Origin of the sequence: Sabulicella glaciei (assembly GCF_026183895.1) — a bacterium.
Classification (GTDB): Bacteria; Pseudomonadota; Alphaproteobacteria; order Acetobacterales; family Acetobacteraceae; genus Roseococcus; species Roseococcus glaciei.
This window is the reverse complement of the sequence record NZ_JAPFQI010000029.1, coordinates 1-25610: the sequence shown is the minus strand read 5'-3', so window position 1 is coordinate 25610 and position 25610 is coordinate 1. Positions and strand designations below refer to the sequence as shown.

The following is a 25610-nucleotide window of genomic DNA, read 5'->3' as shown; positions in this document are numbered from 1 at the left end:
ATCCGCATATTGCGGATTTAACGTTGACGAGTGCGCCACAAATTCGCATGTTGCAGACAGGGCGAGGGGCCAGCCCCGCCAGACCGAGTGGAGACACCGCTGAGCACCACCACGGACATCCCCGAGCGCCTCAACCTTGCGGAGTTGGTTTCCCGCATCGAGCGTCAGCAGGAAGAGACGCGGAAGTTCGTCGCCGAGCAGCACAAGCTGACCGCCGAGGCCGCGAAGCTGAGTGCCGAAGCTTCCAACTTGCGCGTGACGCGTTTCGTCACTCCAGTGGCGGCGGTGGTGGCTGCAATCGGCGCACTGACAGCCGCCGCCCCGGTGATCGCCCGTTGGCTGGGAGGGGGCGGATGACCCCGACTCGCCTGCGCGAGTGTCTGACCCTGCTGCGCTGGACGCAGCGAGGCTTGGCCGAAGCCCTCGTCATGGACGAGGCGCGCGTCCGCAAATGGGCAAGAGGCATGGGCAGCGTGCCCGAGGAAATCGCAGCGTGGCTTGAGCGCCGCGCAGCTGCGATGGCCGCCGATCCACCTCCTTTGGCTCCGGACGGACGGCGCCGGCAGTCAGAGGCTGCATAGCGGTCCCGGCTTACGTGGAGGCGCTGCCTGAGAGGCAGCGACAGGAGCCGTGATGCACATCCAGCCTGATCCATCCGAGTTCCTCGCCGCGGTGTCCGACGGCGGCGGACAGATCCGGCCTCAGGCGGTTTGCGACCGCCTGTGCATCACCATGGAGCAACTCGCGGAAGCCGTTGGTGTGTCCTCAGAGACGCTGACGCAGGGCGGGCGCATGTCCACACCCACGGCCCCGGCTCGGCTCCGCGACATGGCGGACGTCATAGGTCGGGTTCGCCAAGCCGCTGGTTCCGAACACGCGGCGCTCGTTTGGTGCCAGTCGCAGAACCTGCCCGGGTTTGGCGATCTGACCGCCGAGGACCTCGTGAAGACCGGCCGAGCAGACGCTGTGTGCGCTTATCTCACCGACATCGAGCACGGCGGCTATGCCTGAGCGAAAGGCCTCGGGAGGTTTTCTTTCAACAGCCCACCTGCGGAACGTCTTACCGGACTCTTGCGGAACCCCCTTCCTCCGTTGGTAGACAGTTCCCGGAAGGTTCATGCCGGGGAGGATGTGGTGGACGAAGAAGCGAAACCACCCAGGGAAACCGAAAGCGCCGTCGTGCTCGACCTTGAGACGGTGCCGGACCTCGACGCGGCGCGTCGCTTGCTCGGCTTTGGCCCCGAGGCGCCGGACGCAGAGGTGCGCGCAGCGCTGACGGATTACTGCCGCCGGTCAGGCCAGGAAGACAAAGAGGTCTTCGTCAAATCGGTCTTGCACAAGATCGTCGCGACCTCGGTGATCCTGTGCCGCCGCACGGAGAATACCGAGAAATCCCGGCACTGGGATGTGCTGCGCATCGCCACACGGCACACCGGCCACGGAAGCGAGCGAGACAATCTGGAGCGGCTGGACCAGCTGCTTGGGCCGCGCCGTGGAACCAACGAGCAGCCTTGCATCATTGGCTGGAACACGACCGGCTTCGATCTGCCGGTGGCGCGTTTTCGGGCTGTCGCACTGCGTCTTCCCGCCCAGTACCTCACCTATCGCAAACCTGCGGGAATCCAGGACTGGAAGTTCAAACGGGAGAATGGCTACTCGCTGCCGCACGACTACTGGAAGCGCTACGCCGAGTGCCACGTGGATCTGATGGAGGTCCTGGCAAACTGGTCGCCCGGCCCGAAGTGCAAGCTGGTGGAAATCGCGGCCGTGCTTGGCCTGCCTGGCAAAGCCGACGGCGTGGAGGGCTCCATGGTCGAGGCCATGGTGAACGAGGGGCGGATCGAGGAGGTGGGTCGATACTGCGAGGGCGACGTTGGCCTCCTTTATGGCGTCTGGCTCCGCTATCAGCTGGCTTGCGGCCATCTCGACGAGAAGGAGCACGCGCAGAGCTGGAAGTCCTTTGCCGACTGTGCCCGGGGGCGCGGCGAGCGGTTCGATCACCTGCAGCCGCTGCTGGACGTTGCGGACGAAGAAGCGCGCAATGCTGGTCTCTTGCCGGCTGAACCTGCGATGGCCTGAAGGCGCCTACGTAGTTTCCGTCTCAGCAGATGGGGATTCCCAAGCGCCTCCCTATGCGCTTCAAACGAAGGCACTCGCTGAGCGAGTTCTTTCGTAAAGGAATGGAAGCATGTCCAAGGCGCTGATCATCGAGACCATCAAGAGCAACATCGAGATCACCGGGGTGGAGGCCACGCGGCTGGCCGGCGAGATCCTGGGGGCGCTGCGCGACGAGCTGGTGCGCGAGGGACGCCTGGGGCTGCCCGAGATCGGCTCGCTGACGGTGCGCGAGCGCGCCGCGCGCTCGGGCTTCAATCCGCGCACTCAGGAGAAGATCAAGATCAAGGCCGGCGTCGCGTTCAAGTTCCGTCCCTCGGTTTCCATGAAGACGGATGCCCACGCGAGCCTCAAGAAGGCCAAGCGCAAGGCCGCAAAGGGCTGATCCGCAAAGCATGAAGAAGATGGTTTGGGCGGCTGCTGTGCTGGTGGCCGCCTGCGTTTCCGTGCTTGCCTCCGCTCAGGCCCCGCGCACCGAGCGGATCCCGGGCGGCGAGGTGCGGCTTGAATGGCCAGTGCTGGGTGGCGAGCCACGCTTTCGGCAGACACACGTCCTCGGTCCAGCGCGCCTGGTGATGCAGGCCACCGGCCTTGGGGAGTTCTCCTTGCACGCGCGCGGCCGGGAGATCCTGAAGGATGAAGAAGGCTTTGGAGGCTTCGCGGGTGTTTACCCGGCGGGGGACCGGACCTTTGTGTTGCTGACGGTCGCGAGTGGTGGGCAGGTCTGCCCGGCCAAGTTCCGTATCCTGGAAATGGGGGCCAGTGGCACGGCAATCTCGCCGCTCTTCGGGTCCTGCTCACCCAACCCGCGCGTCGCCGTCGCAGAAGATGGACGGCTCCGGGTGCAGATTCCGGCCTGGCAAAGACAGCCTGCGCAGACCGTGAGCTTCGGTGACGGCGCGCTGCGGCAGGGACGGTAGACAGCCCCGCTAGGGCGGGGAGCCGGTCGGCAAATATGTGGCGCTCACGCCCGACGATCCTTTTCCCGCCGTCGAAGCCGCGCACCTCGGCGAAGGGGGCCTTCACCGTTTGGCTGTCGAGCACGTCACCCGTGGGGCTGGCCTCGCGTCCGGCCGCCTTGCGATCCAGCATCAGCGCCGCGTCGTGGATGGTGCGGAACAGCAACCGGCGGACGAAACGTCGGAACCACCAGTAGACTGTCTGCCAAGGATCGAAATGAACTGGCAGCATGCGCCAGCCGCCCGCGCTGCGAGCCGTGCAGCGGATGGCGTTGAGCACTCCGCGCAGGGCAACGGTGGGCTTGCGGCCCCGTCGCGACGGCTTCGGCAGCAGCGGCTCGATCCGCGCCCATTCCTCGTCCGTCAGGCCGGAGGGGTCATGCAGGTGCATGACGAGAGGACTTCCTTGCGGCGGGGCTGAGCCGTTGCTAAAACTAGGGAATAACAAGCAATATCAAGTACTTATTTTCCATAACGAATGTTATGGGGCAGCCCTGTGAGGGTGTGCCCAGGGTGGTTGTGTCCCTGCCCTGGGCCATTTTGTGAGGCATCGAAGCCTGTCTTGCGCGGCCATGCGCTGGTTTAGAAGTCAGCGATCGAGCCTCCTGGAGCGCCACATAGCCCTTGAGTGGCGGCCTGGATGGATGGGCGGCTTGTTGCTTCTTTTCCGTGTCGCGACTGGGATGCCCGGAGCCAGAGCTGCATCCGTGTCGTCCAAAGATCCGGCGCGCATAGCGCTGGATTGGCTTGGTCCTCGGACAGAAGAAATGGCCCGGGTTCGCTCCACGGTAAGCCGGACCCTGATGCGGGGCTCACCGGCTGGCGAGGCGCTGCGGGCGGAGGCGCGCCTGATGCAGGCTGCCGTCCCCACCTAGCGTGGCCAGGGCGGTCGCCTGCGTGCCTTCGGGCACCCAGGCCACCTCGGCACGGCCATCACCCGAGGTGAAGACATGAGCGACCATGCGGGCCCGGGCCTGCTGCTCGTATTGCGGCTCGAAATAGGTGGCGCCGTGGTTCTCCTCATCGAAGATGGCGACCAGCCGGCCGCCGCCGACGACGTTGTTGGGTCGGCCTGGCCCGTAGTCGATGCTCGAATCCTCGGCGCCCTGGGTCATGCACGGGCAGGCCTGGGCGCTGGCCGTGCCGGTGCCGAGGAGGGCCGCGGTGACAGCGGCCAGGGCCAGGGTGCTCTTGAAAACAGACATGTTGGTTCTCCCTCGCGATGCTGGCCGGCGCGTTCCAGACCGTCTGGATGCCCCCGTGCCATTCTGCATCGGTGAGTGGAGAATGGTGCAAAGGGCCGATCTGAATCCTGAGGAGGTCCTGCAGATCGCCTGAGGAAAAGATGGAATTTTCCTGCATCCCGTTTCCTGCTGCGCTTGGGCTCACTACGAAAATGTCCGGTTCGGAAGGACTCCTTGCCTTTCGGGACATTCGTCGGTTCGCGGTGATGATCGTCTCGCTCACCACAGGAAGACGGTGCCCAGTCAGTTCGCCCCGGTTTTTGGGCCTCCGCTGGCGCCGGCTGACAGCAGGCCTCTGATGCCCTGGCCGGCAGGATAGCGAGCGGGCAGCGCTCCCGATTGGCTCCCGCGCCGACGACGCCTAAGCTTCGGCCAAATGGGAGGAAGAAAATGATGACGACACAGGCCGGCAGGCGCGCCCTGCTGATCGGCGGGGCTCTCGCGTCCACGACGCTCTCGTCACCCGCCCTTCGCGCACAGCCGGCCCGCATCGTGAAGATCGGCGTGCTCAGCGACATGAACGGACCCTACGCCGCCAACACGGGTCCCGGCTCGGTGGTCGGCGCGAGGCTGGCCGCCGAAGATTTCATGCACTCCCACCCCGGGCTACGCGTGGAAGTGATCCAGGCAGATTTTCAGAACCGCCCGGACCTCGGCCTTGCCATCGCGCGCGACTGGCTGGACCGGCAGGGTGTGGACGCCATCCTGGACGTGCCTGTCTCCTCCGCTGCCCTCGGCATGGCGGGGCTGGTGGCGGAGAAGGACAAGGTCGCGCTCTTCACTGGACCAGCCTCTGCCGCGCTCACTGGAGCGAATTGCGGTCCGAACCACGTGCACTGGACCTACGACACTTGGTCCCTCGCAGCCGGGACGGGCCGTGCCCTGGTGGCGGACGGGGCGGATACCTGGTTCTTCATCACCGCCGACTATGCCTTCGGCCATGCGCTGGAGGCCGACACGGCAGGCTTCGTGCGGGAGGCCGGCGGGCGCGTCCTCGGCACGGCGCGCACCCCCTTCCCCGGCACGACAGACTTCTCCTCCTTCCTGGTCCAGGCCCAGGCCAGCCGCGCCAAGGTGATCGGCCTCGCGAATGCCGGCAGCGACACGGTGAACTGCCTGAAGCAGGCGGCCGAGTTCGGCCTCGCCCGCCGAGGCACTCGCCTCGCGGCGCTGCTGTTCCAGATCGCCGACGTGCACGCGCTGGGGTTGCCGGCGGCGCAGGGGCTGACCCTGACCGAGGCCTTCTACTGGGACATGAACGAGGCCACGCGCGCCTTCTCGGCCCGCTACGCCCCGCAGATGAACGGCCACAAGCCGGGAATGATTCATGCGGGCGGCTATTCCGCCGTGCTCCACTACCTCAAGGCTCGCGCCGCGCTGGGCGACAATCCCAGCGGCCGCGCGGCGATCGCCTGGATGAAGGCGAACGGCACGGAGGATCCGCTCTTCGGTCAAGGCACCGTGCGCGCCGACGGCCGCAAGGTGCACGAGATGTATCTCTTCCGCGTCAAGGCGCCGGAGGAAAGCAAGGGTCCCTGGGAGTACTACGCCACCGCCCGTACCATCCCCGCCGATCAGGCCTTCCGCCCCATGGCGGGCGCGGGCTGCGCCCTGGTGCCGGCATGACGCCGGAGGATCTTCCCAGCCTCGTGAACGGCAACCCCATGCTGCGCCGCTGGGGCCGCTTTCTGGATGCCGACGTTCTGCTCGCCGTCGGCACCGAGGAATGGATGCTGCGGCTGCGCGACGGCGCCGTGGAGTCCGTGCGCCACGGCCCCTTCCTCATGCCGTCCTGGACCCTCGCCATCCGCATCGAGCTGGAGGCTTGGCAGGCATTCCTGTCGCCCGAGCCGCCACCCGGCCGCCACGACCTGATGGCCCTACTGCGCGGAAGGGAGCTACGGCTGGAAGGCAACCTCCATCCCTTCATGAGCCATCTGCTCTGGTTCAAGGCGGCCCTTGCCACCCTGCGCAGCCAACCCGCGAGGGCAGCGGCATGATGGAGCCGATCCGCGGCGGCTACATGGCCGTGCCTCTCGGGGGAAAGCTCCACCGCATCTATGTCGAGGAAACGGGAAGCGGCATTCCCCTGCTGTGCCTGCACACCGCCGGCTCCGACACACGGCAATGGCGTGGTCTGCTAAATGACGCCCGCGTGACACAGCACTTCCGCTGCGTCACCTTCGATCTGCCCTGGCACGGCAAGTCCTCGCCGCCGGATGGATGGTGGAAGGAGGAGTACAAGCTCACCACCGCCTCGTATGTCGAGGCGATCCTCGGCGTCTCGGACGCTCTGGGCCTCGACCGCCCGGTGGTGATGGGCTGCTCGATCGGCGGGCGCGTGGTGCTCGAATTGGCCGCGTCCCATGGAGCGCGCCTGGGCGGCGTCATTGGCCTGCAATCCTCCTCGCATGTGGATCCCTACTACGACACGGAATGGGCGCACCGGCCCGACGTGCATGGCGGCGAGGTCTGCGCCGGGATCGTCTCTGGCCTCATGGCGCCACAATCGCCCGAGAACGAGCGATGGGAAACGCTGTGGCACTACATGCAGGGCGGCCCCGGCGTGTTCCGTGGCGACCTGCATTTCTACAAGGCCGAGGGCGACTTGCGCGCGCGCCTTGAAGCCATTGACACGGCGCGATGCCCAGTTTGGCTGCTGACCGGGGAATATGACTATTCGTGCTCGCCCGAGGCGACGCGCGAAACGGCGCGGCACATTCCCGGCAGCGACGTGACGATCATGTCCCGCCTTGGCCATTTTCCGATGAGTGAGAATTACGAGCACTTTGCCACTTTCCTGCGCCCGGTGCTCGACCAGATCCGCGGCAGGGCAGCCGACAGGGCCGCGCCATGACGCGCTGGCTCTTGCGCTGCAGTCCACCATCTCGCACCTGACCCGATCGAGCCTGCATCGCTGTTTAGAGCGGTACTGGATCAGCAGGTTGCCCGAAAGCGAAAGGGAGACGCCTGCCAAGAACTGCTTCGCCTCCTGCCCCATTGGCTACCTCCGCATCGGCAGCGATGGAGACGCGCGTTCACTCTTCTTTCCGCAGTCTTTGACGTCCCGATCCGCTTCTCCACATGCCAGTCAGTGGGATCGGGTGACGCGTGAAGGCCTGATTGAGGCGCTGCTGTCAGGCTTCGAGCGCTCGGGACGCTGAGAGCCGGCGATTCAAACGCCAGAATGCGGGCTCTCACGGATACCACGCTCCGCCACCTCTGCTACCCGTCAATGGTCATGCGGAGGGACGGATGAAGGTCTACGTGGACGAGGACGGGCACAAGCGGCTGATAGGCCGCGCTGAAATCCCCGAGGAGACTGGCCCCGTGCACCGTGAGTGGCTGTTCGGCGGGGAGAGCGCGATCTACGAAGACTTTGCCATCGGCAGCGTGACGCGCTTCGGCACGGATGGCAGAACCACGGTTGAGCGCGCCGTGATCCTCAGCCCTCTGCAGCGCGCCGACTTCCTGCCCGGCTGGGCGCCACTCGCCTCTTGAGATGGAAGGCCGCGCCACCCGGGCCGGATGCTGGTCGAGGACGTGCTGCCGCCGCTAGGCCTCTCCCTGCCTCAGGCCGCGGCGCTGATGGGGCTGACCCACCAGCTGCTCTACAGGTTGCGCGACGGGCGCATCGGCGTGTCGCCGGCCATGGCGCTGCGGCTCGGAAAGCTCACGGGCATAGGCCCGCAGACTTGGCTCAGAGTGCAGGCCGTCTACGACCTCGCTATGCTGGCGCCGAAGATGACGGAGGAATTGGCCTCCATTCCGACTTTCAGGTCTCTCACCGTTTCCAAGAATCGCGCCCCTGTTTCCGAGCGAAGGCCGCGCAAGAGCGGTGCGCGGGTCAGCGCGGCAGGTTCTGCTTCCGGCCGGACTGGGTGAAGTATTAGACGCCGCTTCGCGGCCCGGCGCAGGGGATGCTTCGCGTGCAGGAGCCCCCTCCCCTGCTGAAGGGCCAGATCTGCGGCGGTGGCGCGGCGCGCTGCTGCAGTTGAACACTTCGCTGGCGATCGTAGCACTCCAGGCACTGGGCTGGGTTCGCGATGTCGGGGCAATTGCTGAACTGCGCTGCGCCCTCCCGTGGCAGCAGGAGCGCTATGGCCAGCACGCCCTAAGCAATGAACACTCGTCGGATGCGAACCTTCCTCATGAATGAAGCTTCGGGCCGATGGTGGCGCGGACGCCAGTCATTGATCGCCATGGTCTTCATGAGTCTTCTTTTGATGGCGCCCGCATCCGCTCAAGGACTGCGCTGCCAGGCGACCGATGGCGACACCTTGCGCTGTGGGGCTGAGCGCATCCGAATCATTGGTCTGGACGCGCCGGAGATGCGCGGGAAGTGCCCTCGTGAGGCGCGCCTGGCCCGTGCGGCCAGGGACCGGCTGGCGATGCTAGTCGCGCGGGGCGTGACGATCGAACCGCGGGGCCGCGACCGCTATGGAAGGCTGTTGGCCGTGGTGCGGGACCGGGAAGGCTGGGATGTCGCGCAGGTGCTGATCGCAGAGGGCTTCGCGCGACCCTATGACGGCCGCAGCCGGCGGCAAGGGTGGTGCTAACCTTGGGGCGCGACTAGGTGGAAAGGCGTCAGGCCGCGTCCTGGACGATACGGCCGCGCTGAAGGGTCGATCGCGAAGCGGCTCTCGGCCTCGGGCTCGACGGTCAGAATGCGGCTGCCCCGACGCAGCGCCTCCCGATCAGGGTCCAAGGTGATAAGCGTAAGGGTGAACACAACGGTGTCATCCACGCGCAGATCAAGCAGAAAGAGATGTCCGTGCATGCATGGTGACGATGAAGCCCATGTCATCGGGACGCTTGCTCAGATCCTGCGCGGCCTCGATGGGGTCGAGCGGCAGGCGCTTGTTCTTTAGGAAAGCATCAACGGCCCAAGCTGGAATGCACATCTTGATCCTCACTAAAAAGTGAATGATCAAAAGAGGTCCAAGAGAAAGGGCTGGGCAAGCGACCTCGATGCAGTGCGGTGCCTATCAGAGAGGCACTTGAGGCCAAGGCGGCGAGTGTATTCTTTTCTTGTTCGGTGCTAGAGCGGGGTTCAAGAAAAACAGAAGAGAAGCGAGGAAGCGGCATCCGCCTGGCGCACCAGGCGGTCGATGCGGTGTTAGCGCCAACCGGATGAGTCACTCGCTCCCTTGGATAGGGCCGAAGCCACCGCCACCTGGCGTGCGGACAGTGACGCGGCTGCCTTTGCGCAGCATCTGAAGTTGTCGCGTGTTCACCGCTATCCCATCAATCAGCACCTCACCAATGGCGCCCGAGGCACCGCCGAACAGGCCGTGCGCCGCGAACCGCAGGCGCTCCGTAACAAAAACGGCGCCAACGTCCTCTGCCTCGCATTCCAGCAGAACCTCCTGACCCCGGCCGCCATGGAAACTGCCGGCGCCGCCAGAGTCAGGCCGCAGTGCCTTGCGATGGATGAGCAAAGGGGCGGTCCGCTCCACCACCTCAATAGGCGTTGCCGAGATGTTGGATGGCCAGGAAATGCAGTCCGCACCACCCTGGGTCGCGCCCGCGCCGGTCCCGCCATTGAAGAACATCACGTTGGCGAAGGTCCGGCCCTGCGTGTCCGTGCCGGCCAGGTTCATGATCCAAAGTGGGCTTCCGGGGGCGGCGCGCACTTTATCTGGTAGCGCCTCGGCCAAGGCACTGAAGACGAGGACCGGCACGTAGTGACCGGTTGCCGCACGCCCACCAACGGCGGCGGGGTGCCGCGGGTTGAGAATGCAGCCCTCTGGCGCATGGACGTGGATCGGCCGGAACACGCCCTCGTTGTTTGGCAGTTCCGGCAGGAGCAGCGCCTTCAGCGCAAAATGTGTCATCGCCGTGGTGTAGGCCATCACGCAGTTCACGGCGCGACGCTGCTGCGGGCTGGTCCCCGTGAAATCCACCGCGACCTCCCCGCCCCGCAAGGTGACCTCGACCTCGAAGGTGAAGGGGTCTTCCAGCCCGTCCGTCTGCATGGTGGAGCGCCAGGTGCCCTCGGGCAGCAGCGCGATGCGCCTGCGCATCTCCGCCTCAGAGCGGTCGAAGATCTCCGAGGCCACGACCGAAAGGCCTGACATCCGATGGTCCTCGAGAGCGCGGCGCACACGGTCCTCGATCAGGGACACGGCGCCCACCTGGGCCCAGACATCGCCCTCGGTCTGGTCGGGGGTCCGGACATTGGCGCGCAGAAGTGCCAACAGGGTGGCGTCCGGCACTTCGCCGCGCATCAGCCGCATCGGCGGGATGTGGAAGCCTTCCTCGAACAACTCGCGCGCTTCGGTGCTTCGGATGCGGCCGCCGATATCCGGAACGTGGCTCGTCGTGGCGGCAAAGCCGACGATGCTGCTTTCGAGGTAGATCGGCCGCACGACTGAGATGTCGTTGAGGTGGCCCGTGCCGATCCAAGGGTTGTTCGTGATGAACACGTCGCCCGGCTGCATCCGGTCGGCCGGGAAAGCGGCGCGGACCGCCCGGACCGTCCCGGGCAGCGTGCCGATGAAGCTCGGGATCGACCCCGTGTTCTGCGCGAGGGACCGGCCCTCGGCATCCGTGAGGACGCAGGCGAAGTCGTTCGCCTCGTTGGACAGGGTCGAGAAGGAGGTGCGGACAATCGCCTTCGCCGCCTCGTCCACGGCCGCGATCAGCCGCGTCCAGACCAGCTCCAGCGTGACGGGGTCAAGGTGCGCCATCAGTTCAGCTCCACCAGGATGTTGCCCGAACGAAGCACCATAAGCCGCGATCCGGGCCCGACGACGAGCGTCGAGCCCGCTTCCTCTACCAGGGCCGGACCGGTGGCCACAAAACCCACGGGAAGCGAGGCGCGGCGATGCACGGCAGCCTCGTGCTCCTCGCCACCGATGACGATGCGGCGCCAATTGGCCGCCGCTTCCGTCGCATCCGGTCCGGATCCGGCATTGATTTGTGCTGCGCCCTTCGCGCCGCGCAGGACGACGCGCGCGTGAACCAGCTCGATCGGCACCGCCGGCGGCGGGCGGCTGTAGCGCGCGACATAGGCCAGGCGAAACGCGTCGCGGATCAGTTCGCGTACAGCCTCGTCCTCCATGGGCCAGGGCGCGGGCGGCAATGAGACAGGCATATGGGCGCCCTGGCCAACGCAGCGGGCATCCACCATCCGGCCGGCCGCCACCTCCTCGCCGGTCCACCCGCCATCGGCCAGCACTTGGCGCGCCTCCTCCTCCAGCCCGCCAAAGGCGGAAGCGAGGAAGGAGGCCGTGCAGGCATCGAGGCGCTGGCCGAGGCTCATGACCTTGTCCACCCGCGGCGGTGCGGCGAGCATGCCCAGTGCGGAGGCGACGCCGGCCTCGGGCGGGATGATCATGCGCCGGATGCCGAGCTTGCGGGCCAGATGATGCCCATGAACCGGCCCGCCGCCCCCCGTGCAGACCAGTGTGAACTCCGAGGCGTCCCGGCCACGCTCGGCAAGATGGGTGCGCGCCGCGCCGGCCATAGCTTCTGTCGCCACATCATGAATGCCCCAGGCCGCAGCCTCGGACGAGATGTCGAGCGAAGCGGCCAGGCGCCCCACCGCATCCGCAGCCGCTTGCCGGTCCAGGGGAAGCCGGCCGCCCGCGAAGCTCGCCGGGTCGAGGTAGCCGAGCAGGAGGTTGGCGTCCGTGACCGTTGGCTGGGTTCCGCCTCGCCCATAGGAAGCGGGACCGGGCTCCGATCCCGCGCTGTCCGGCCCTACCTTCAGCAGCCCGATGGGGTCGCGGCGCGCGATGGACCCGCCGCCGGCACCGATCTCGATGAGGTCGACGGTGGAGATGCGGATCGGCAGGCCGCTGCCTTCGATGAAGCGCGCCTGGCGGGCCGCCTCGAACCCGAACACGACCTCGGGCTCGCCATTCTCGACGACGCACAGCTTGGCTGTCGTGCCGCCGAGGTCGAAAGCCAGGAGCCGGCCTTCTTCCTCACCAGCGAGGAAGGCCGCCGCGAGCGCCCCCGCGGCCGGACCCGACTCCAGCAGCTGGACGGGCGCGCGTCGGGCCTCGGCCACATGGGTGAGTCCGCCATTCGAGAGCATCAACAGCAGCGGGGCTTGGAGGCCGAGCGTCGCGAGTTCCGAGCCCAGCCGGGCCAGGTAGCGCTCGGCGAGCGGGGCGACATAGGCGTTCGCCGTGGCGGTGGAGCCACGGTCGTACTCGCGCACCTCCCGCACGATGCCGTGCGACGCGGTGACGGAAAGCTCCGGGAAGTGCTTGGCGAGATGCGCGACCGCCTCCGCCTCGTGCTGCGGGTGGAGGTCGCTGTGCAGGAACAGGATGGCGAGCGATTCCGCGCCCATCTCCACCGCCTCTGCAGCGCGTTCCTCGAGTTCCGCGAGGTCGAGGGGCACAAGGACCGTGCCGTCCGCCTTCACCCGTTCTGGCACCTCGAAGCGAAGGCGGTCGGGCACGAGCGGCTCGGGCGGGCGGAGCTGAAGGTCGTAAAGCTCGTAGCGGCGCTCCCGTCCGATATGGAGCAGGTCCCGGAAGCCCGCGGTCGTGATCAGCGCCGTCCTCGCGCCCTTGCGTTCAATCAGCGCGTTGGTGAAGAGCGTGGTCGCGTGGACCACCCGCCCCACCTCGCCTGGCGCCGCGCCGGCCTGCTCGAGCAGCCGGCGCGTCCCTGCCAGGATGCCCTGGACCGGATCGGCATGGGTCGTGAGCACCTTCAGCGTGTCGGAGCGCTCTCTCCCAGGCCCGTGCAGCACGAGGTCGGTGAAGGTGCCGCCGATGTCGATGCCGAGGGAGAGGGCGGGCTTGCCTGTCATGGCGTCGCTCACTGGATGCGGATCTGCGCGTCCTGGATCACTCGTGTCCAGCGGGTGTTCTCATCGGCAACCAGGCGGGCGAGCTGTTCGGGTGGACCATCGGCCGGCTCGGCGCCAAGATCCTCCATGCGCTGCCGCACGGAGGGGATGGCCATGATTCGCCGGAAGCCCTGGTTCAACCGAACAAGCACGGGCTCCGGCGTTGCGGCGGGCGCGAAGAGCGCAAACCAGGAGACGACGCCGTAGCCCGGAACCCCCGCCTCAGCGACGGTGGGGAGATCGGGCGTGGCCTTCGCTCGCGTGGGCGAGGTAACGGCAAGAGCGCGCAGTCTCCCATCGCGGACATGCTGGATGGCACCCGGGAGATTCTCGAACATGAGCTGGATCTGACCTGCCTGGAGGTCGATCAGCGCCGCACCGCTGCCGCGATATGGGATATGGATGATCTGGGCGCCGGTCATGAGGCGGAACAGCTCACCCGACAGGTGCGTCGTCGCGCCATTGCCGGCGGATCCATAATTGATGCTTCCAGGCCGCGCGCGTGCTGCGGCGATCAGCTCGGCGATGCTTCGCACCGGCAGGTTGGGATTCACCACCACGATGTTCGGCACGTTGGCCACCAGCGTGACCGGCGCAAAGTCACGGATCGGGTCGTAAGGGAGGTTGGGGTAAAGGGCCTTCGCGGTGGCGTGCGTCCCAGGCGTGCCCATGACCAGGGTCGTGCCGTCGGGCACCGCCTGTGCGACCTGTGCCGTCCCAACCGTGCCGCCGGCCCCGGGCCGGAGATCGACCACGAGCGGCTGGCCAAACTCGGCCTGGAAGTGCTCGGCGAGAACGCGCGCGAGGATGTCGGTCGTGCCGCCCGGTGCGTAGGGCACAACCAGACGGACCGGACGGGACGGCAGATCCTGCGCGTGGACGGTGATGCCAGGGGACGCGAGCAGCGGCGTCAGGCCGCTCAACAGGAATGCGCGCCTTGTCATGAATGCTTGCTCCTCTCCCACCTGCCAGCTGAAGCTGGCGATCAGCTTGCCGCCCTGACTACCGTCTTTCCCGCTTCGCGAGCAGACGCGTGCAGGCTGCGAGCGGCCGCCGCAACCCCTGCCCCGACCTCGACCGGATGGCCAAGCCCGGCGAGAACCTCCTCGAGCTGTTGGAGGTCCGTGAGGATGTCGCCAGGAGCGAGGAAACCCATGGTGCCGATGCGGATGACGCGGTCTGCGAGGCGGTTCCGTGCCCCGGCGATCACGGATCCGTACCGCTCGCGCATCGTCCGCACGATTGCACCCCCGAGCAGTCCCGGCGGCACGGAAAGCACAACCACGGACGAGGAGCGCAGCGGGGCCCGCGTAAAATCCGGCAGGCCGATAGCGGCCCCGCCCGCTCGCAGCGCAGTGGACAACGCTTGATGGCGGGTCAGCGCGGCTTCCATCCCCTCGGCATGGATCATCTCGAGCGCCTCGACCAAAGCCGCGACATGTGCGGTTGGAGGGGTGAACGGCGTTTCTGCCTTGCTCGCAGACTCAAGCGCCCGGCGGAAATCGAAATAGAAGCGCGGCATCGCGGTATGCCGCGCCACCACTGCACGCGCCTTGGCGCCGAGGCTGACCAAGCCAAGGCCTGGGGGGCACATCAGCGCCTTCTGGGATGCTGAAACGACAACATCCACGCCCCACTCGTCCTGCCGCATGGGAACCGCACCAAGGCCGCTCACCGAATCCACCACCAGGATCTCGGGCCTGTCGCGCAGCAGGGTGCCAAGCGCGGCCAGATCGGCGACCGCGCCGGTCGAGCTTTCATTATGGATCACGGTGATGGCGCGGTAATGCGCGGCCTCGAGACGCGCGGCAACGGCGCTGATATCGACCCCCTGCCCCCACTCCATTTCAACCCGGTCCACCACAGCCCCGAGCGCCTCGCCGATCGCAGCGAAACGCTCGCCAAACTGGCCGTGGACAATGCAGAGCAGCCTCTCGCCTGGGGCAAGAAGATTGAGCAGCGCCGCTTCCATCATGCCTGTGCCCGAGCATCCGAACAACAACACGGAATTCTCCGTGCCGAGGATTGGCTGCAGCAGGCGCTCCGCCGTCGCGAGTTGACCACGGAACTCGGGGCCGCGGTGGTTCAGCACGGGGCGGGCCATCGCCGCGCGCACGCGCTCGGGAACCGCCGTCGGACCCGGGAGGCGCAACCGGTAAGGGTCAGGCAGGTCATCGGCAGCGGTCCGCGTCATCGCAACCTCAATCACGGACCTTCATCTCCCGTCGTTCCGGCGCAAAGTTTAGGCACGCACCAACGCGACCTCCAATAGCCTGCCTGGCCCGTCCGAGAGCTTCGGAAATCGGCAGAATCATCTTGGTTCCCATCGCAGCAGCATGGCAGCCTCCCAGGCGTCGACCGAGGAACCTACCCATGCGCTTGCACCGCCGCCTGGTTCTTGCCAGCCCAGCCCTGCTGCATGTCCCGGCCGCTGGTGCCCAAGCCTTTCCTCAGCGCCCCGTGCGCATCATCGTTCCATTTGCTGCCGGAACCTCCTCCGATATCCAAGGCCGCCTCCTCGGCGAACGGATGGCGGCGCACCTCGGCCAGCCGGTGATCATCGAGAACCGAGCTGGTGCGGGCGGAACGGTGGGCGCGGAGTTCGTCGCGAGGGCGGCCCCCGATGGGCAGACGCTGCTGCTCGGCTCGAATGGGCCGCTGACAAACGCGCCGGTGCTGCAGGCACGGCTCTCCTATGATCCGGCGGCGGACTTCGCGCCGGTCTCCATGATCAGCCGGAGCCCCGTGACCCTGACGGTCCGCGCCGACAGCCGCTGGCGCAGCGTGGCCGACATGCTGCAAGCCGCAAAGGAGAGGCCCGGCGATGTGGCTATTGGCTCCTCGGGTCAGGGAAGTGCTACGCATTTCCTGATCGAGCAGGTCATGGCCGCCGCCGATGTGCGCCTGAGCCATGTGCCTTACCGGGGGTCGAGCCAATCGGTGCCTGACGTACTCTCGGGTGCCATCCCGCTGGTGATGGCTGAGATCTCGACCGTGCTGCCCACTTGGCGGGACGGTCGGACACGCATCCTCGCCGTGTCCTCGGCAAGCCGGATGCCCATCGCGCCAGAGGTGCCGACGCTGATTGAAAGCGGGCTGAACCTCACGGGCGGGTCCTGGGCCGGGCTGGTGGCGCCTGCCGGCACCCCTGCGCCCGTGCTGACCGCCCTGAGCGAGGCAGTCCGTGCGGGGCTGGCGCACCCCGGCTACCGAGCCCGACAGGCGGAACTTGGCGCGGAGATCGCCGCGGAGAACGAGCAACAGCCCGAGGGCTTCGTCGCTTGGCTGGCGCGTGAGCGCACGTTGATCCGCGAAACGGCCCGGCGCGCAGGCATCCAACCCACGGACTGAGGCGTAGGGCCGCTTCTACCCGGAGACGTGTGCTCCGAGACTCCATCTCAAGACTGCACCACCGGAACGCGGCCCAAGAGGATATCTGTTGTGGCGGCAGCCCCTCGATGCAAGCATCTGGCCGACGAGGACAGGGAGAGAAAGGGATCAGATGCAACCGTCCCGTGAGGGCGCGATCGTGCGCGCAGAGGAGTGCTTCGATAGCGGACGTTATCTCGACGCCCTGCGTCGCCTGGTGGCCATCCCTACCGAGAGCCAGATGCCCGACAGCCAGCCAGCGCTGCGGCAATACTGCCGCGAAATCATCCCTGCACTGATGGAGGGCATGGGCTTTGATGGCGTGGTCCATGACAACCCCGTCTCCCGCTTCGGTCCGGTCTATGTCGGCACACGTACAGAGGATCCCTCACTCCCCACCGTCCTGATCTATGGACATGGCGACGTCGTGCGGGGCCTCGCGGGGAGATGGGCCGGCGGGCTCGATCCCTTCGCCGTCACTGTCCAGGGCGACCGATGGTATGGCCGCGGCACGGTGGACAACAAGGGCCAGCACCTTATCGCCATCGAGGCATTGCGCGCCGTTCTGGCCGAGCGCGGCCGGCTCGGCTTCAACGCCAAGCTGTTGATCGAGACGGGAGAGGAACAGGGCTCACCAGGACTGCGTGACCTCATCATCCAACAGCGCACCGCACTTGCAGCCGACGTGTTCATCGGCCTCGACGGTCCGCGGCAAACCACCTTCATGCCCGAGATTAAGCTGGGCGCACGCGGCGGCATCGCATTCGACCTCGTGGTGCATCTGCGCGACCAGGCGCATCATTCGGGCCATTGGGGCGGAGTGTTGCGTGATCCAGGCTTCGTTTTGGCGCACGCCATGGCCAGCATGGTGACCCAGGATGGCAAGATCCTCGTGGACGGCTGGACGCCCAGGTCGGTCCCATCGAGCGTGCGGCAAGCCATCGCAGGCCTCGTCTTCGAGGACATTCCGGGTCTGCCCGAGGAGGATCCGGACTGGGGCGAGCCTGGCCTTACGAAGGCTGAGAAGATCTTCGGCTGGACCAGCGTCATCGTGCTGGCTCAGATCACCGGCCACCCGGACGCGCCCACCAACGCCGTGCAGGGCGAGGCGCGCGCGCGGCTGCAGATCCGCCACACCGCCGACGTGCCCGCAAAGGACTTCATGCCCGCGCTGCGCGCCCATCTGGATGCGCGCGGCTTCGAAGCGGTGCAGGTCATCCCCGTCACCGAGCGCGATGTCTTCGGGGCCGCCCGCACGGATCCCCACGATCCTTGGGTCGGGATGGTGGTCGACAGCATGACTCGCACCGCAGGCCGAGCGCCCAACATCGTGCCCAACTCCTCAGGCTCCAACCCCTCGGACATGTTCATCGAGGAGCTTGGCATGCCAGTTCTCTGGATTCCCAACTCCTACGCCGGCTGCAACCAGCACGGACCGGACGAGCATGCGCTGGCGTCACTTTTGCGCGAGGGGTTGCGGCTGATGGCCGGCATCTGGTGGGACATCGGCGAAGGCCGGCAGGGCTAGGGGGCACGCGCAGGGGTCTGCCGCGGGCTTGCAGCGGCAGCCAACTCTCCCCAGGCTTCTCGGCCAAGGCTGGGGTCTTCCTATCGTACCTGCCCACGCCCAGGTTCGACGCACCCTTGAGGCTCGACCACGCATGGCGTGGGCAAAGTCGATGGGCTTGGGATCCGAGTGGATCGCAAGCGGAATGAGGACCGCGCATTCGCGCGGCGCCTTGACGCCACACAACTGCCTGTATTCTCGCAGGATTTGGCAAGAAGTATTTGCTGCGAGAGGTCGCCTTCGCGCAAACTTCGCGTTCTGGCAGACCGGGCGGCCATCGTGCTGCGCCAGATGAGGGAGGGCAACGTGGCCGAGAGGATGACGCTGCGGGCCTTCCTCCCATCGTCAGGACGAGCAGGGAGGCGCGGAGCATGAGAAGACAGCTTCTAGGGGCCATGGCCATCGCCGCGCTGGCCTTCGGTGCACCTCCCGTGATGGCGCAGCCCGCGCAGAACACCATCCGCTGGTTCTCCGACACCGAGCCGGCGAACCTTTCCCCCTACTTCAATTCGACCCGCGAGGGAGTGATCTTCGGCTTCCACGTCTGGGACGCTCCGCTCTACCGCAACCTGCAGACCGGCGAGTACGAGATGCATCTCGCGGAGTCGGTGCGAGTCGTGGACGACACCACGATCGAACTGCGCATCCGGGAGGGCATCGTCGCCCACAACGGCGATACCGTCGATGCGCGCGACGTGGTGGCCACAGTGGAGTTCGCGCTGAACCCGGCCAACCAGCTCACGAATCTCGGGCGAACGCGCTGGCTGTCTGGGGCGGAGCTGGTCGACGACCGGACCGTTCGCCTGCGCACCCCCAGCCCCTTTGGACCATGGCAAGAATACCTCACCACGCTGCTCATCATCCCTCGCGCCTCGCTCGCTGGCGGACGCGACGGCATGGGCCGCAACCCGATCGGCACCGGACCCTACCGCGTGGCGGAACTCAGCCCCGGACAGCGCATCGTCTTCGAGCGCTTCGACCGCTATTTCGGCGGCGCCAAGGGCAAGCCCGAAGTGGAACGGCTGATCTTCCGCCGCGTGCCTGAGGCCAACACCCGCGTAGCCGAACTACTGACCGGCGGCGTGGACTGGATCTGGCGTGTCACCCCCGATCAGGCGCGCAACATTCAGCGCCGGCGGGGCGTGACCGTAGCCTCCGGCGGAACGGTGCGCTTCCACTTCCTGCAAATGGATGCGGCCGGTCGCACCGGCACCGAGGACAACCCCTTCCGCGACGTCCGGGTGCGCCGCGCCGTAAACCATGCCATCGACCGTGCGGGCATCGTCCGCAACCTGGTTGGCGAGGGCGCTGACGTGCTGCACGCCCCCTGCCACCCCGATCAATTCGGCTGCGTGCAGGACGGCATAACCCGCTACGATTACAACCCCGCCCGCGCGCGTGAGCTGCTGGCCGAGGCCGGCTACCCCAACGGCTTCACCGTGAACATGGGCGGCTATCGCGAGCGTCCCTGGGGCGAGGCGATCATCGGCAACCTGCGCGCCGTCGGTATCACGGCTAACCTGCAATGGGCGCAGTACGACGCCTACCAACGCGCCACCCGCGAGGGGCAGCTGCGGCTTGCCTACGGATCCTGGGGCTCGACTTCATTGTTCGACGTCGCCAACTCCACCTCCTACTTCTTCCGCGGCTCGCCCGACGACCTGACACGGGATCCTGAGGTGATGGCGATGCTGGAACGCGGCGACAATACCACCGACCCCGCAGCGCGCCGTGAGGCCTACACCGCGGCTATCCGCCGCATCACGGAGCAGGCCTACTGGGCACCGCTATGGACCTTCCCGGTGACCTACGCCCACAACAGCCAGCTGCACTTTACGCCCACAGCGGACGAGATTCCCCGCTTCTACCGGTCCCGCTGGAACCGCTGATCCGTGCTGCGCTTCACGCTTCGAAGGCTGGTCCTGGCGGCGGTGGTCGGCATCGCCGTATCCGTCATCGCCTTCATGCTGCTTCGAGTCTCCGGCGACCTCGCCATCGCACTCGCCGGCGAGGATGCAAGTCCCGCCGATGTCGAGCGTATCCGTCAGGAGTACGGCCTCAACCGCCCCATCATCGCGCAGTACGGGGAGTGGCTGTGGCGGGCACTGCGGGGCGACCTCGGACGTTCGCTCTTCTATCCGGAGAGCGTGGCGAACCTGATCCTCACGCGGCTGCCCGTCACCCTGTCGCTGGCGGGAATGGGCCTCGTGATCGCGATCCTCATCGCTCTCCCGCTCGGCATCATCGCGGCGCTGAGGCGCAATACTTGGGTGGACCGGACGGCACTGGGCATCGCCGTCATTGGGCAGGCGATGCCGAATTTCTGGTTCGGCTTGCTCATGATCTTCCTGTTCGGCCTCGCCCTCGGCTGGCTGCCCATCTCGGGCTCCGACAGCTTCGCGCATTTCATCATGCCAGCCATCACGCTAGGCTGGTTCTCGGCACCGGTCCTGATGCGCCTGACGCGCGGCGGCATGGTGGAGGTGATGAACTCGGACTACATCCGGACCGCGCACGCCAAGGGCCTGCCGGCACGGGTCGTGGTGCTGAAGCACGCGCTGCGCAACGCCATCGTGCCGGTGGTGGCCCTGTGTTCCGTGCAGTTCGGCAACATGCTCTCGGGCTCTGTTGTCATCGAGACGGTCTTCGCGCTGCAAGGGATCGGCTATTTGGCCTGGGAGGCGATCTCACGCCGCGACTTCCCGGTCGTCCAAGGCATCCTGCTTTTGGTGGCGCTGTTCTACGTCGTGCTGACGCTGCTGGCGGACATCGCCAATGCTTGGCTCGATCCCCGGATCCGGCGGGGCTGACATGAGCGACATCACCCTCCCCCAGCCCGCTCCACCTGCAATCCGGAGGAAGCGCGGACGCATCCTCGGGAACCCGGGCCTCGTCGTGGCCGCCCTGGTGCTTGGGCTGATCACGCTGATGGCAGTCTTCGCGCCTCTGGTCGCGCCGCACGACCCCTATGTGCAGATCTTGGACGACCGGCTGATCCCGCCCGCGTTCGTGGACGCGGAGATGTCCGACCCACGTTACCTGCTGGGTACGGACAATCTGGGCCGCGACTACCTTTCCCGTCTGATCTATGGCGCGCGGATCTCCCTGCTGATCGGCCTGCTCACCGTGCTCGTCTCCGGGGTCATCGGGACAACGCTGGGGGTGGCGGCCGGCTATTTCGGCGGGCGCGTGGACACGGTGGTGTCCTTCCTCATCACCACCCGCCTCTCGCTGCCAGTGGTGATGGTGGCGCTCGCGGTCGTGGCCGTGGCCGGAGGCTCTCTGCAGGTGGTGGTGCTCGTTCTGGGTCTGCTGCTCTGGGACCGCTTCGCCGTAGTCATGCGCAGCGCCACAATGCAGCTGCGCAACCTGGAATACGTCGCGGCCGCGCGCTCCGTGGGCTGCTCCACGCCGCGCATTCTGCTGGGCGAGATCCTTCCCAACCTGATCCCGGCGCTGGTCGTAGTGGCCAGCTACGAGATGGCGCAGGCCATCCTGCTGGAGGCCGCCCTCTCCTTCCTCGGCCTTGGCGTGCAGCCGCCCCTTCCCTCCTGGGGGCTGATGGTGGCCGAGGCCAAGGAGGTGATGTTGTTTGATCCCTGGGTGATCCTGCTGCCGGGCCTTGCCATCTGCGTCCTCGTCCTTGCCATCAACATGCTGGGCGATGGCATCCGCGACGCCACGGCTCCGGAGGGCCGCACATGAGCACGCCGGTCCTCGACGTTCGGCATCTGGCCGTGCACATCCCCGTGGCGGACGGCGTGCTGCACGCGGTCCGCGACGTCTCGCTCACCGTGGCGCCCGGCCAGACGCTCTGCGTGGTGGGCGAAAGCGGCTGCGGCAAGTCTCTCACCTCGCTGGCGGTGATGGGGCTGCTGCCCGCCTCGGCCCGTCGGACCGCCGAGCGCATGGATTTCGCCGGCGAGGACCTTCTGAAGATGACGCCCCCGCGGCTGCGCGAGCTGCGCGGCAACCGCATGGCGATGATCTTCCAAGAGCCGATGACCAGCCTGAACCCGGCCTGGAGCATCGGCGACCAGCTCACCGAGCCCTTCCTGCGCCACGGCAAGGGCGGCCGCCGCCAGGCGACGGACCGCGCGGTGCAGCTCCTGGAGCGCGTGGGCATCGCGGCCGCAGGGCGCCGGCTCGGGCAGTACCCACACGAGCTTTCCGGCGGGCTGCGCCAGCGCGTCATGATCGCGATGGCTCTGATGTGCGGCCCCGACCTGATTCTCGCCGACGAGCCCACCACGGCGCTCGACGTCACCATCCAGGCGGAGATCCTCCACCTCCTGGCGGAGCTTCAGCGCGAGATGGGGATGGGGCTCCTGCTGGTAACGCATGACCTCGGCATTGTGGCGCGCGTCGCCCACCGCGTGGCCGTGATGTATGCCGGCGAGGTGGTGGAGAGCGGACCCACCGTCGCCGTCTTCGACAACCCGCGCCACCCCTATACGCGCGGCCTCATCGACTGCATTCCCATCCCCGCGCGCAGCCGGCCCGGCGTGCCGCTCGGCACCATCCCAGGTCTCGTGCCCAACCTCGTGGGCGGCATGGAGGGCTGCGCCTTCCGCGAGCGCTGTGCCTTCGCGACCGGACCCTGTGCGCGCGCCATCCCCATAGTTCACGGCGACGACGGACACACCTGGCGCTGCGTGCTGCTCGAGCGGGCGCCCTCCCTTCTGGAGAAGTCGACATGAGCGCCGAGGACAGGCCCATCCTCGAACTGCGCGACGTGGTGAAGAGATACTCAGTGAGCCGCGGCCTGTTCGCGAGTAAGCGCACGCTGATGGCGGTGGGCGGGGTTTCGCTGTCCGTGCGACGCCGACAGGTGCTGGGACTCGTGGGTGAGTCCGGCTGCGGCAAGAGCACCCTCGCCAAAATGGTGCTGGGCCTCGAGACTCCCAGCGAGGGCGAAGTGCTGATCGATGGCCGCCCGATCGCGAGCCTTGGTCGCCTGGAGCGCGCGCGGTTGGTGCAGCCTGTCTTCCAGGATCCGTACTCCTCGCTGAATCCCCGCAAGACGGTCGCCTCCATCATCGGTCTGCCGCTCTCTGTGCACGGGGAGGGGAGTTCCGCCGAGCGTCGGGGCCGGGTCGAGGAGATGCTGCGCCTCGTGGGCCTCGCCCCGCGCCATGCCGCGGCCTACCCCTCGCAGCTCTCTGGCGGGCAACGGCAGCGCGTTGCCATCGCGCGGGCGCTGATCCTAAGGCCGCAACTTCTGATCTGCGACGAGCCGACCTCCGCGCTCGACGTCTCCGTGCAGGCGCAGATTCTGAACCTGCTGATGGACCTGCAGTCGAGGCTTGGCCTCACTTGCCTGTTCATCAGCCATAACCTTGCCGTGGTGCAGATGCTGGCGACGCGGGTGGCCGTGATGTATCTCGGCCGCGTCGTGGAGGAAGGACCCACTGCCGAAGTGATGCTCCACGCGCAGCACCCTTACAGCCTCGGCCTGCTGGCCTCAGTGCTCACGCCCGACCCGCGGCTCGGCCTGCCGGAGACCGGGCTGGGCAGCGTCTTCCCCGATCCGCTGTCTCCCCCACCCGGCTGCGCCTTCCATCCGCGCTGTCCGCTCGCCTTCGATCGCTGCAGGGTGGAGTCGCCGCTTCTCCTCGCGCACCGGGACGGTGCGCGTGCCGCCTGCCATGCGGCGGAGCGCCATGCCATGGTGGCGGCTTGATGCGGATCCGCAGCATCTCGGCTGAGGTGCGCAGCCTGGCCAAGCTCGGCAGCGCAGCGCGTGGCTATGCCGCACTGGATGCGCCGGCCTTCGTGCTTTGCCACATTGAGGGCGAGGACGGGCTTGTGGGCCAGGGGGTCACTGGCCGCTTCCTGGCGACGCAGGTCGCAGACCTCATCGCGGGCGCCATGGCCGAGGCACTGCAAGGGGAGGACGCTCGCCGCATCGAGGCCATCGGCCCAGCCCTCACCGCGCGTTTCAACCCGCGCGGCGCTGGTTCCGTCTTCACCGCTGCGCTGTCCGCCGTGGACATGGCGCTTTGGGATCTGCGGGCACGTACGGTGGGTGAGCCGCTCTGGCGGCTGCTCGGCGGCGCGCGGGAGTCGGTGCCCTGCTACGCCACGGTCGGCCTGCCCGGCTACGATGAGACGGAACTCGCCACCGTCTGCAAGCAATCGGTGGATGAAGGCTATCTCGGCGTGAAGATGCTGGTGGCCGCAGGTGGCCGCTCGGTCGCTGAGGACGCGGCGCGCGTGCGGGCCGTGCGCGCGGCCATTGGGCCTGATGCGCGCCTCATCATCGACGCCAACTGCGGGATGAACCTTGGCGACGCGAAACGCCTCGCGCTTATGGTCGAGGACTGCGACATCGCCTGGTTCGAGGAACCGCTGCGCGACAACGACATCGAGGGGCTGGCGGCGATGCGGCGGGCCGTGCGCGTGCCCATCGGCGCAGGACAGATGATGCACGGGCTTGGTTGGTTCCGCGAAGCGCTCTCGCGCGGCGCGCTCGACTGGGTGCAGCCCAACGCCGCCTTTTGCGGCGGTATCACCGGCCTGGTCCGCGTGCTGGCACTGGCCGAGGCACACGGCCTGCCGGTGGCGCATGCAGGCGGCTGGGATATCGCCAATGCCGCTGCCCTCGCCGGGCATGGCGCGGGCGGATGGCTCGAGATGCACGGCGCCCAGGTCTCGTTGCGCGCCATGCTCGCCGAGGACTTGGTGGCGGAAGGTGGCGCGATGCGCCTGCCCGAACGGCCGGGGATCGGGTTCGCCTTCCGTTGAGAGGAGGCCGCTTCCAGCGCGGCTGGCCTGGCTTGTCGCTTCAGAGCGCAAGGTCGGCCATGTGCCGCAGTTGACGTAGCTGCAGCCGCGACGGTTCAAGCTTGTTTGAGCCTGGGCGCGTGGTGCCCGCGCTTGCCCATCCGGTGACCAGCGGCAATCGAAGGCGCCTGACTGTCTGGCGCTACTGGGAGCAAGGAGACCGGGGCCAGGGTACCGGCTTTCCCGGCCTCGCGTTCGAAGTGACTCACGTCGTGTGGCTGATGCCCGCATTCTCCTGCATAGCCAGAGCCCATTAGCGTCTGAGCCAGTCGAGCGCTGCGGCGAGGCAGAGGATGCTGAGGAAGGATCGTGCGGTTTTCTCATAGTGGGTGGCGACAGCCCTCCATTCCGAGCAGCCGCTCCCACACACCCAACCGCGACCAGCGGATAAAAGTCTGGGCTGCCATCCACCACGGCCCCAGCTCGGCCGGGATCGCGCGCCACTTCGCGCCGTTTTCGTGTCGCCAGAGGATCGCGGCCATTGTGCGCCGCAGGTGGCATGGCGGTACCCTGGCACGCGGCCGGCATGCTTCGATCAGCGGCCCCAACACCGCCCAGCGCTCATCGGTCACCATGGCCCACCTCCTCCAAAGCAAGCCCAACTGCACGGTCTACCTCAAATTCAGGTGCACTGGGCACTAGATGTTTGGTCCCGGCATTTGGTGGTGCGGATTTGCGGTGAAACGCTGCGGCTCCTCGGCCCATGCTTTGCAGATGGCTTGATAGGGCGTGAGGCCGCGTAGGGTCTTCAAGCG

Annotated in this window: 24 protein-coding genes and 5 pseudogenes; 20 read left to right on the top strand and 9 right to left on the bottom strand. The window is 67.1% G+C overall.

Going from position 1 to position 25610, the window contains the following annotated elements; translation table 11 throughout:
- Positions 1-87: 87 nt before the first annotated feature.
- The 5 genes from OF850_RS21715 (at position 88) to OF850_RS21695 (ending at position 3035) form a co-directional block, all read left to right on the top strand.
- Positions 88-357, top strand: a complete 270-nt coding sequence (locus OF850_RS21715) for a hypothetical protein (protein WP_301592420.1) — start codon at positions 88-90, stop codon at positions 355-357.
- A 276-nt stretch (positions 358-633) separates the two neighbouring features.
- A complete protein-coding gene (locus OF850_RS21710) occupies positions 634-1011 on the top strand; it encodes an XRE family transcriptional regulator (protein WP_301592419.1) in 378 nt (125 codons plus the stop codon).
- A 123-nt stretch (positions 1012-1134) separates the two neighbouring features.
- On the top strand, positions 1135-2079 hold the full coding sequence (locus tag OF850_RS21705) for a 3'-5' exonuclease family protein (protein WP_301592418.1): 945 nt from the start codon (positions 1135-1137) through the stop codon (positions 2077-2079).
- Between the two features lie 109 nt (positions 2080-2188).
- Positions 2189-2500, top strand: a complete 312-nt coding sequence (locus OF850_RS21700; protein ID WP_301592417.1) for an HU family DNA-binding protein — start codon at positions 2189-2191, stop codon at positions 2498-2500.
- 37 nt (positions 2501-2537) lie between these two features.
- The gene (locus OF850_RS21695; RefSeq protein WP_301592435.1) at positions 2538-3035 is read left to right on the top strand and encodes a hypothetical protein; all 498 of its coding nucleotides are present in this window, start codon (positions 2538-2540) and stop codon (positions 3033-3035) included.
- Positions 3036-3060: 25 nt separating this feature from the next.
- Here OF850_RS21695 and OF850_RS21690 read toward each other — a convergent pair.
- Positions 3061-3465: pseudogene (locus OF850_RS21690) on the bottom strand (transposase); the annotation flags it as partial.
- Between the two features lie 421 nt (positions 3466-3886).
- Positions 3887-4279 (bottom strand): hypothetical protein, encoded by a 393-nt coding sequence (locus OF850_RS21685; RefSeq protein WP_301592416.1) that lies wholly within the window; start codon positions 4277-4279, stop codon positions 3887-3889.
- 429 nt (positions 4280-4708) lie between these two features.
- Between OF850_RS21685 and OF850_RS21680 the strand changes: the two genes are divergently transcribed.
- From OF850_RS21680 to OF850_RS21650, 7 genes and pseudogenes are all read left to right on the top strand, one after another.
- Complete coding sequence (locus OF850_RS21680) at positions 4709-5944, top strand: ABC transporter substrate-binding protein (RefSeq protein ID WP_301592415.1); 1236 nt, start codon at positions 4709-4711, stop codon at positions 5942-5944.
- Entirely contained in the window at positions 5941-6318 is a 378-nt protein-coding gene (locus tag OF850_RS21675; RefSeq protein WP_301592414.1) for a hypothetical protein, read from the top strand. The genes OF850_RS21680 and OF850_RS21675 overlap by 4 nt, the downstream gene beginning before the upstream one ends.
- Positions 6315-7175 (top strand): alpha/beta fold hydrolase, encoded by an 861-nt coding sequence (locus tag OF850_RS21670; protein WP_301592413.1) that lies wholly within the window; start codon positions 6315-6317, stop codon positions 7173-7175. The genes OF850_RS21675 and OF850_RS21670 overlap by 4 nt, the downstream gene beginning before the upstream one ends.
- Positions 7168-7335, top strand: a pseudogene (locus OF850_RS21665) (IS481 family transposase); the annotation flags it as partial. The gene OF850_RS21670 and the pseudogene OF850_RS21665, both read left to right, overlap by 8 nt.
- A gap of 238 nt (positions 7336-7573) precedes the next feature.
- Positions 7574-7819 (top strand): hypothetical protein, encoded by a 246-nt coding sequence (locus OF850_RS21660; RefSeq protein WP_301592412.1) that lies wholly within the window; start codon positions 7574-7576, stop codon positions 7817-7819.
- An 18-nt stretch (positions 7820-7837) separates the two neighbouring features.
- Positions 7838-8203, top strand: a pseudogene (locus OF850_RS21655) (HigA family addiction module antitoxin); the annotation flags it as partial.
- Between the two features lie 251 nt (positions 8204-8454).
- Positions 8455-8877, top strand: a complete 423-nt coding sequence (locus OF850_RS21650; RefSeq protein WP_301592411.1) for a thermonuclease family protein — start codon at positions 8455-8457, stop codon at positions 8875-8877.
- A gap of 195 nt (positions 8878-9072) precedes the next feature.
- Here OF850_RS21650 and OF850_RS21645 read toward each other — a convergent pair whose 3' ends face one another.
- The 5 genes from OF850_RS21645 to OF850_RS21625 all read right to left on the bottom strand — a co-directional run bounded on the left by OF850_RS21645 (position 9073) and on the right by OF850_RS21625 (position 15342).
- The gene (locus OF850_RS21645; RefSeq protein WP_301592410.1) at positions 9073-9234 is read right to left on the bottom strand and encodes a hypothetical protein; all 162 of its coding nucleotides are present in this window, start codon (positions 9232-9234) and stop codon (positions 9073-9075) included.
- A 222-nt stretch (positions 9235-9456) separates the two neighbouring features.
- Positions 9457-11010, bottom strand: coding sequence for a hydantoinase B/oxoprolinase family protein (locus OF850_RS21640; RefSeq protein ID WP_301592409.1), 1554 nt, complete (start codon positions 11008-11010; stop codon positions 9457-9459).
- Positions 11010-13094 carry a hydantoinase/oxoprolinase family protein gene (locus tag OF850_RS21635; RefSeq protein ID WP_301592408.1) on the bottom strand — a complete coding sequence of 695 codons (2085 nt, stop codon included), beginning with the start codon at positions 13092-13094 and terminating at the stop codon, positions 11010-11012. Before OF850_RS21635 ends, OF850_RS21640 begins: the two co-directional genes overlap by 1 nt.
- Before the next feature lie 8 nt (positions 13095-13102).
- A complete protein-coding gene (locus OF850_RS21630) occupies positions 13103-14077 on the bottom strand; it encodes a Bug family tripartite tricarboxylate transporter substrate binding protein (RefSeq protein WP_301592407.1) in 975 nt (324 codons plus the stop codon).
- Positions 14078-14118: 41 nt separating this feature from the next.
- The gene (locus OF850_RS21625) at positions 14119-15342 is read right to left on the bottom strand and encodes a pyridoxal-phosphate-dependent aminotransferase family protein (RefSeq protein WP_301592406.1); all 1224 of its coding nucleotides are present in this window, start codon (positions 15340-15342) and stop codon (positions 14119-14121) included.
- Positions 15343-15506: 164 nt separating this feature from the next.
- Between OF850_RS21625 and OF850_RS21620 the strand changes: the two genes are divergently transcribed.
- The 8 genes from OF850_RS21620 to OF850_RS21585 all read left to right on the top strand — a co-directional run bounded on the left by OF850_RS21620 (position 15507) and on the right by OF850_RS21585 (position 24816).
- Complete coding sequence (locus OF850_RS21620) at positions 15507-16484, top strand: Bug family tripartite tricarboxylate transporter substrate binding protein (RefSeq protein WP_301592405.1); 978 nt, start codon at positions 15507-15509, stop codon at positions 16482-16484.
- Between the two features lie 88 nt (positions 16485-16572).
- Positions 16573-18030: a M20/M25/M40 family metallo-hydrolase gene (locus tag OF850_RS21615; RefSeq protein WP_301592404.1), complete on the top strand. Its 1458-nt coding sequence runs from the start codon at positions 16573-16575 to the stop codon at positions 18028-18030.
- A 434-nt stretch (positions 18031-18464) separates the two neighbouring features.
- A complete protein-coding gene (locus OF850_RS21610; RefSeq protein ID WP_301592403.1) occupies positions 18465-19958 on the top strand; it encodes an ABC transporter substrate-binding protein in 1494 nt (497 codons plus the stop codon).
- A 3-nt stretch (positions 19959-19961) separates the two neighbouring features.
- Positions 19962-20879 (top strand): ABC transporter permease, encoded by a 918-nt coding sequence (locus tag OF850_RS21605; RefSeq protein ID WP_301592402.1) that lies wholly within the window; start codon positions 19962-19964, stop codon positions 20877-20879.
- Position 20880: 1 nt separating this feature from the next.
- A complete protein-coding gene (locus OF850_RS21600; RefSeq protein WP_301592401.1) occupies positions 20881-21774 on the top strand; it encodes an ABC transporter permease in 894 nt (297 codons plus the stop codon).
- The gene (locus OF850_RS21595) at positions 21771-22769 is read left to right on the top strand and encodes an ABC transporter ATP-binding protein (protein WP_301592400.1); all 999 of its coding nucleotides are present in this window, start codon (positions 21771-21773) and stop codon (positions 22767-22769) included. Before OF850_RS21600 ends, OF850_RS21595 begins: the two co-directional genes overlap by 4 nt.
- Positions 22766-23752: an ABC transporter ATP-binding protein gene (locus OF850_RS21590; RefSeq protein WP_301592399.1), complete on the top strand. Its 987-nt coding sequence runs from the start codon at positions 22766-22768 to the stop codon at positions 23750-23752. The genes OF850_RS21595 and OF850_RS21590 overlap by 4 nt, the downstream gene beginning before the upstream one ends.
- Positions 23752-24816 carry a mandelate racemase/muconate lactonizing enzyme family protein gene (locus OF850_RS21585; RefSeq protein ID WP_301592398.1) on the top strand — a complete coding sequence of 355 codons (1065 nt, stop codon included), beginning with the start codon at positions 23752-23754 and terminating at the stop codon, positions 24814-24816. The genes OF850_RS21590 and OF850_RS21585 overlap by 1 nt, the downstream gene beginning before the upstream one ends.
- Positions 24817-25205: 389 nt before the next feature.
- Here OF850_RS21585 and OF850_RS21580 read toward each other — a convergent pair.
- Both OF850_RS21580 and OF850_RS21575 read right to left on the bottom strand, forming a co-directional pair.
- Positions 25206-25430: pseudogene (locus tag OF850_RS21580) on the bottom strand (transposase); the annotation flags it as partial.
- 63 nt (positions 25431-25493) lie between these two features.
- Positions 25494-25610, bottom strand: a pseudogene (locus OF850_RS21575) (IS481 family transposase); the annotation flags it as partial.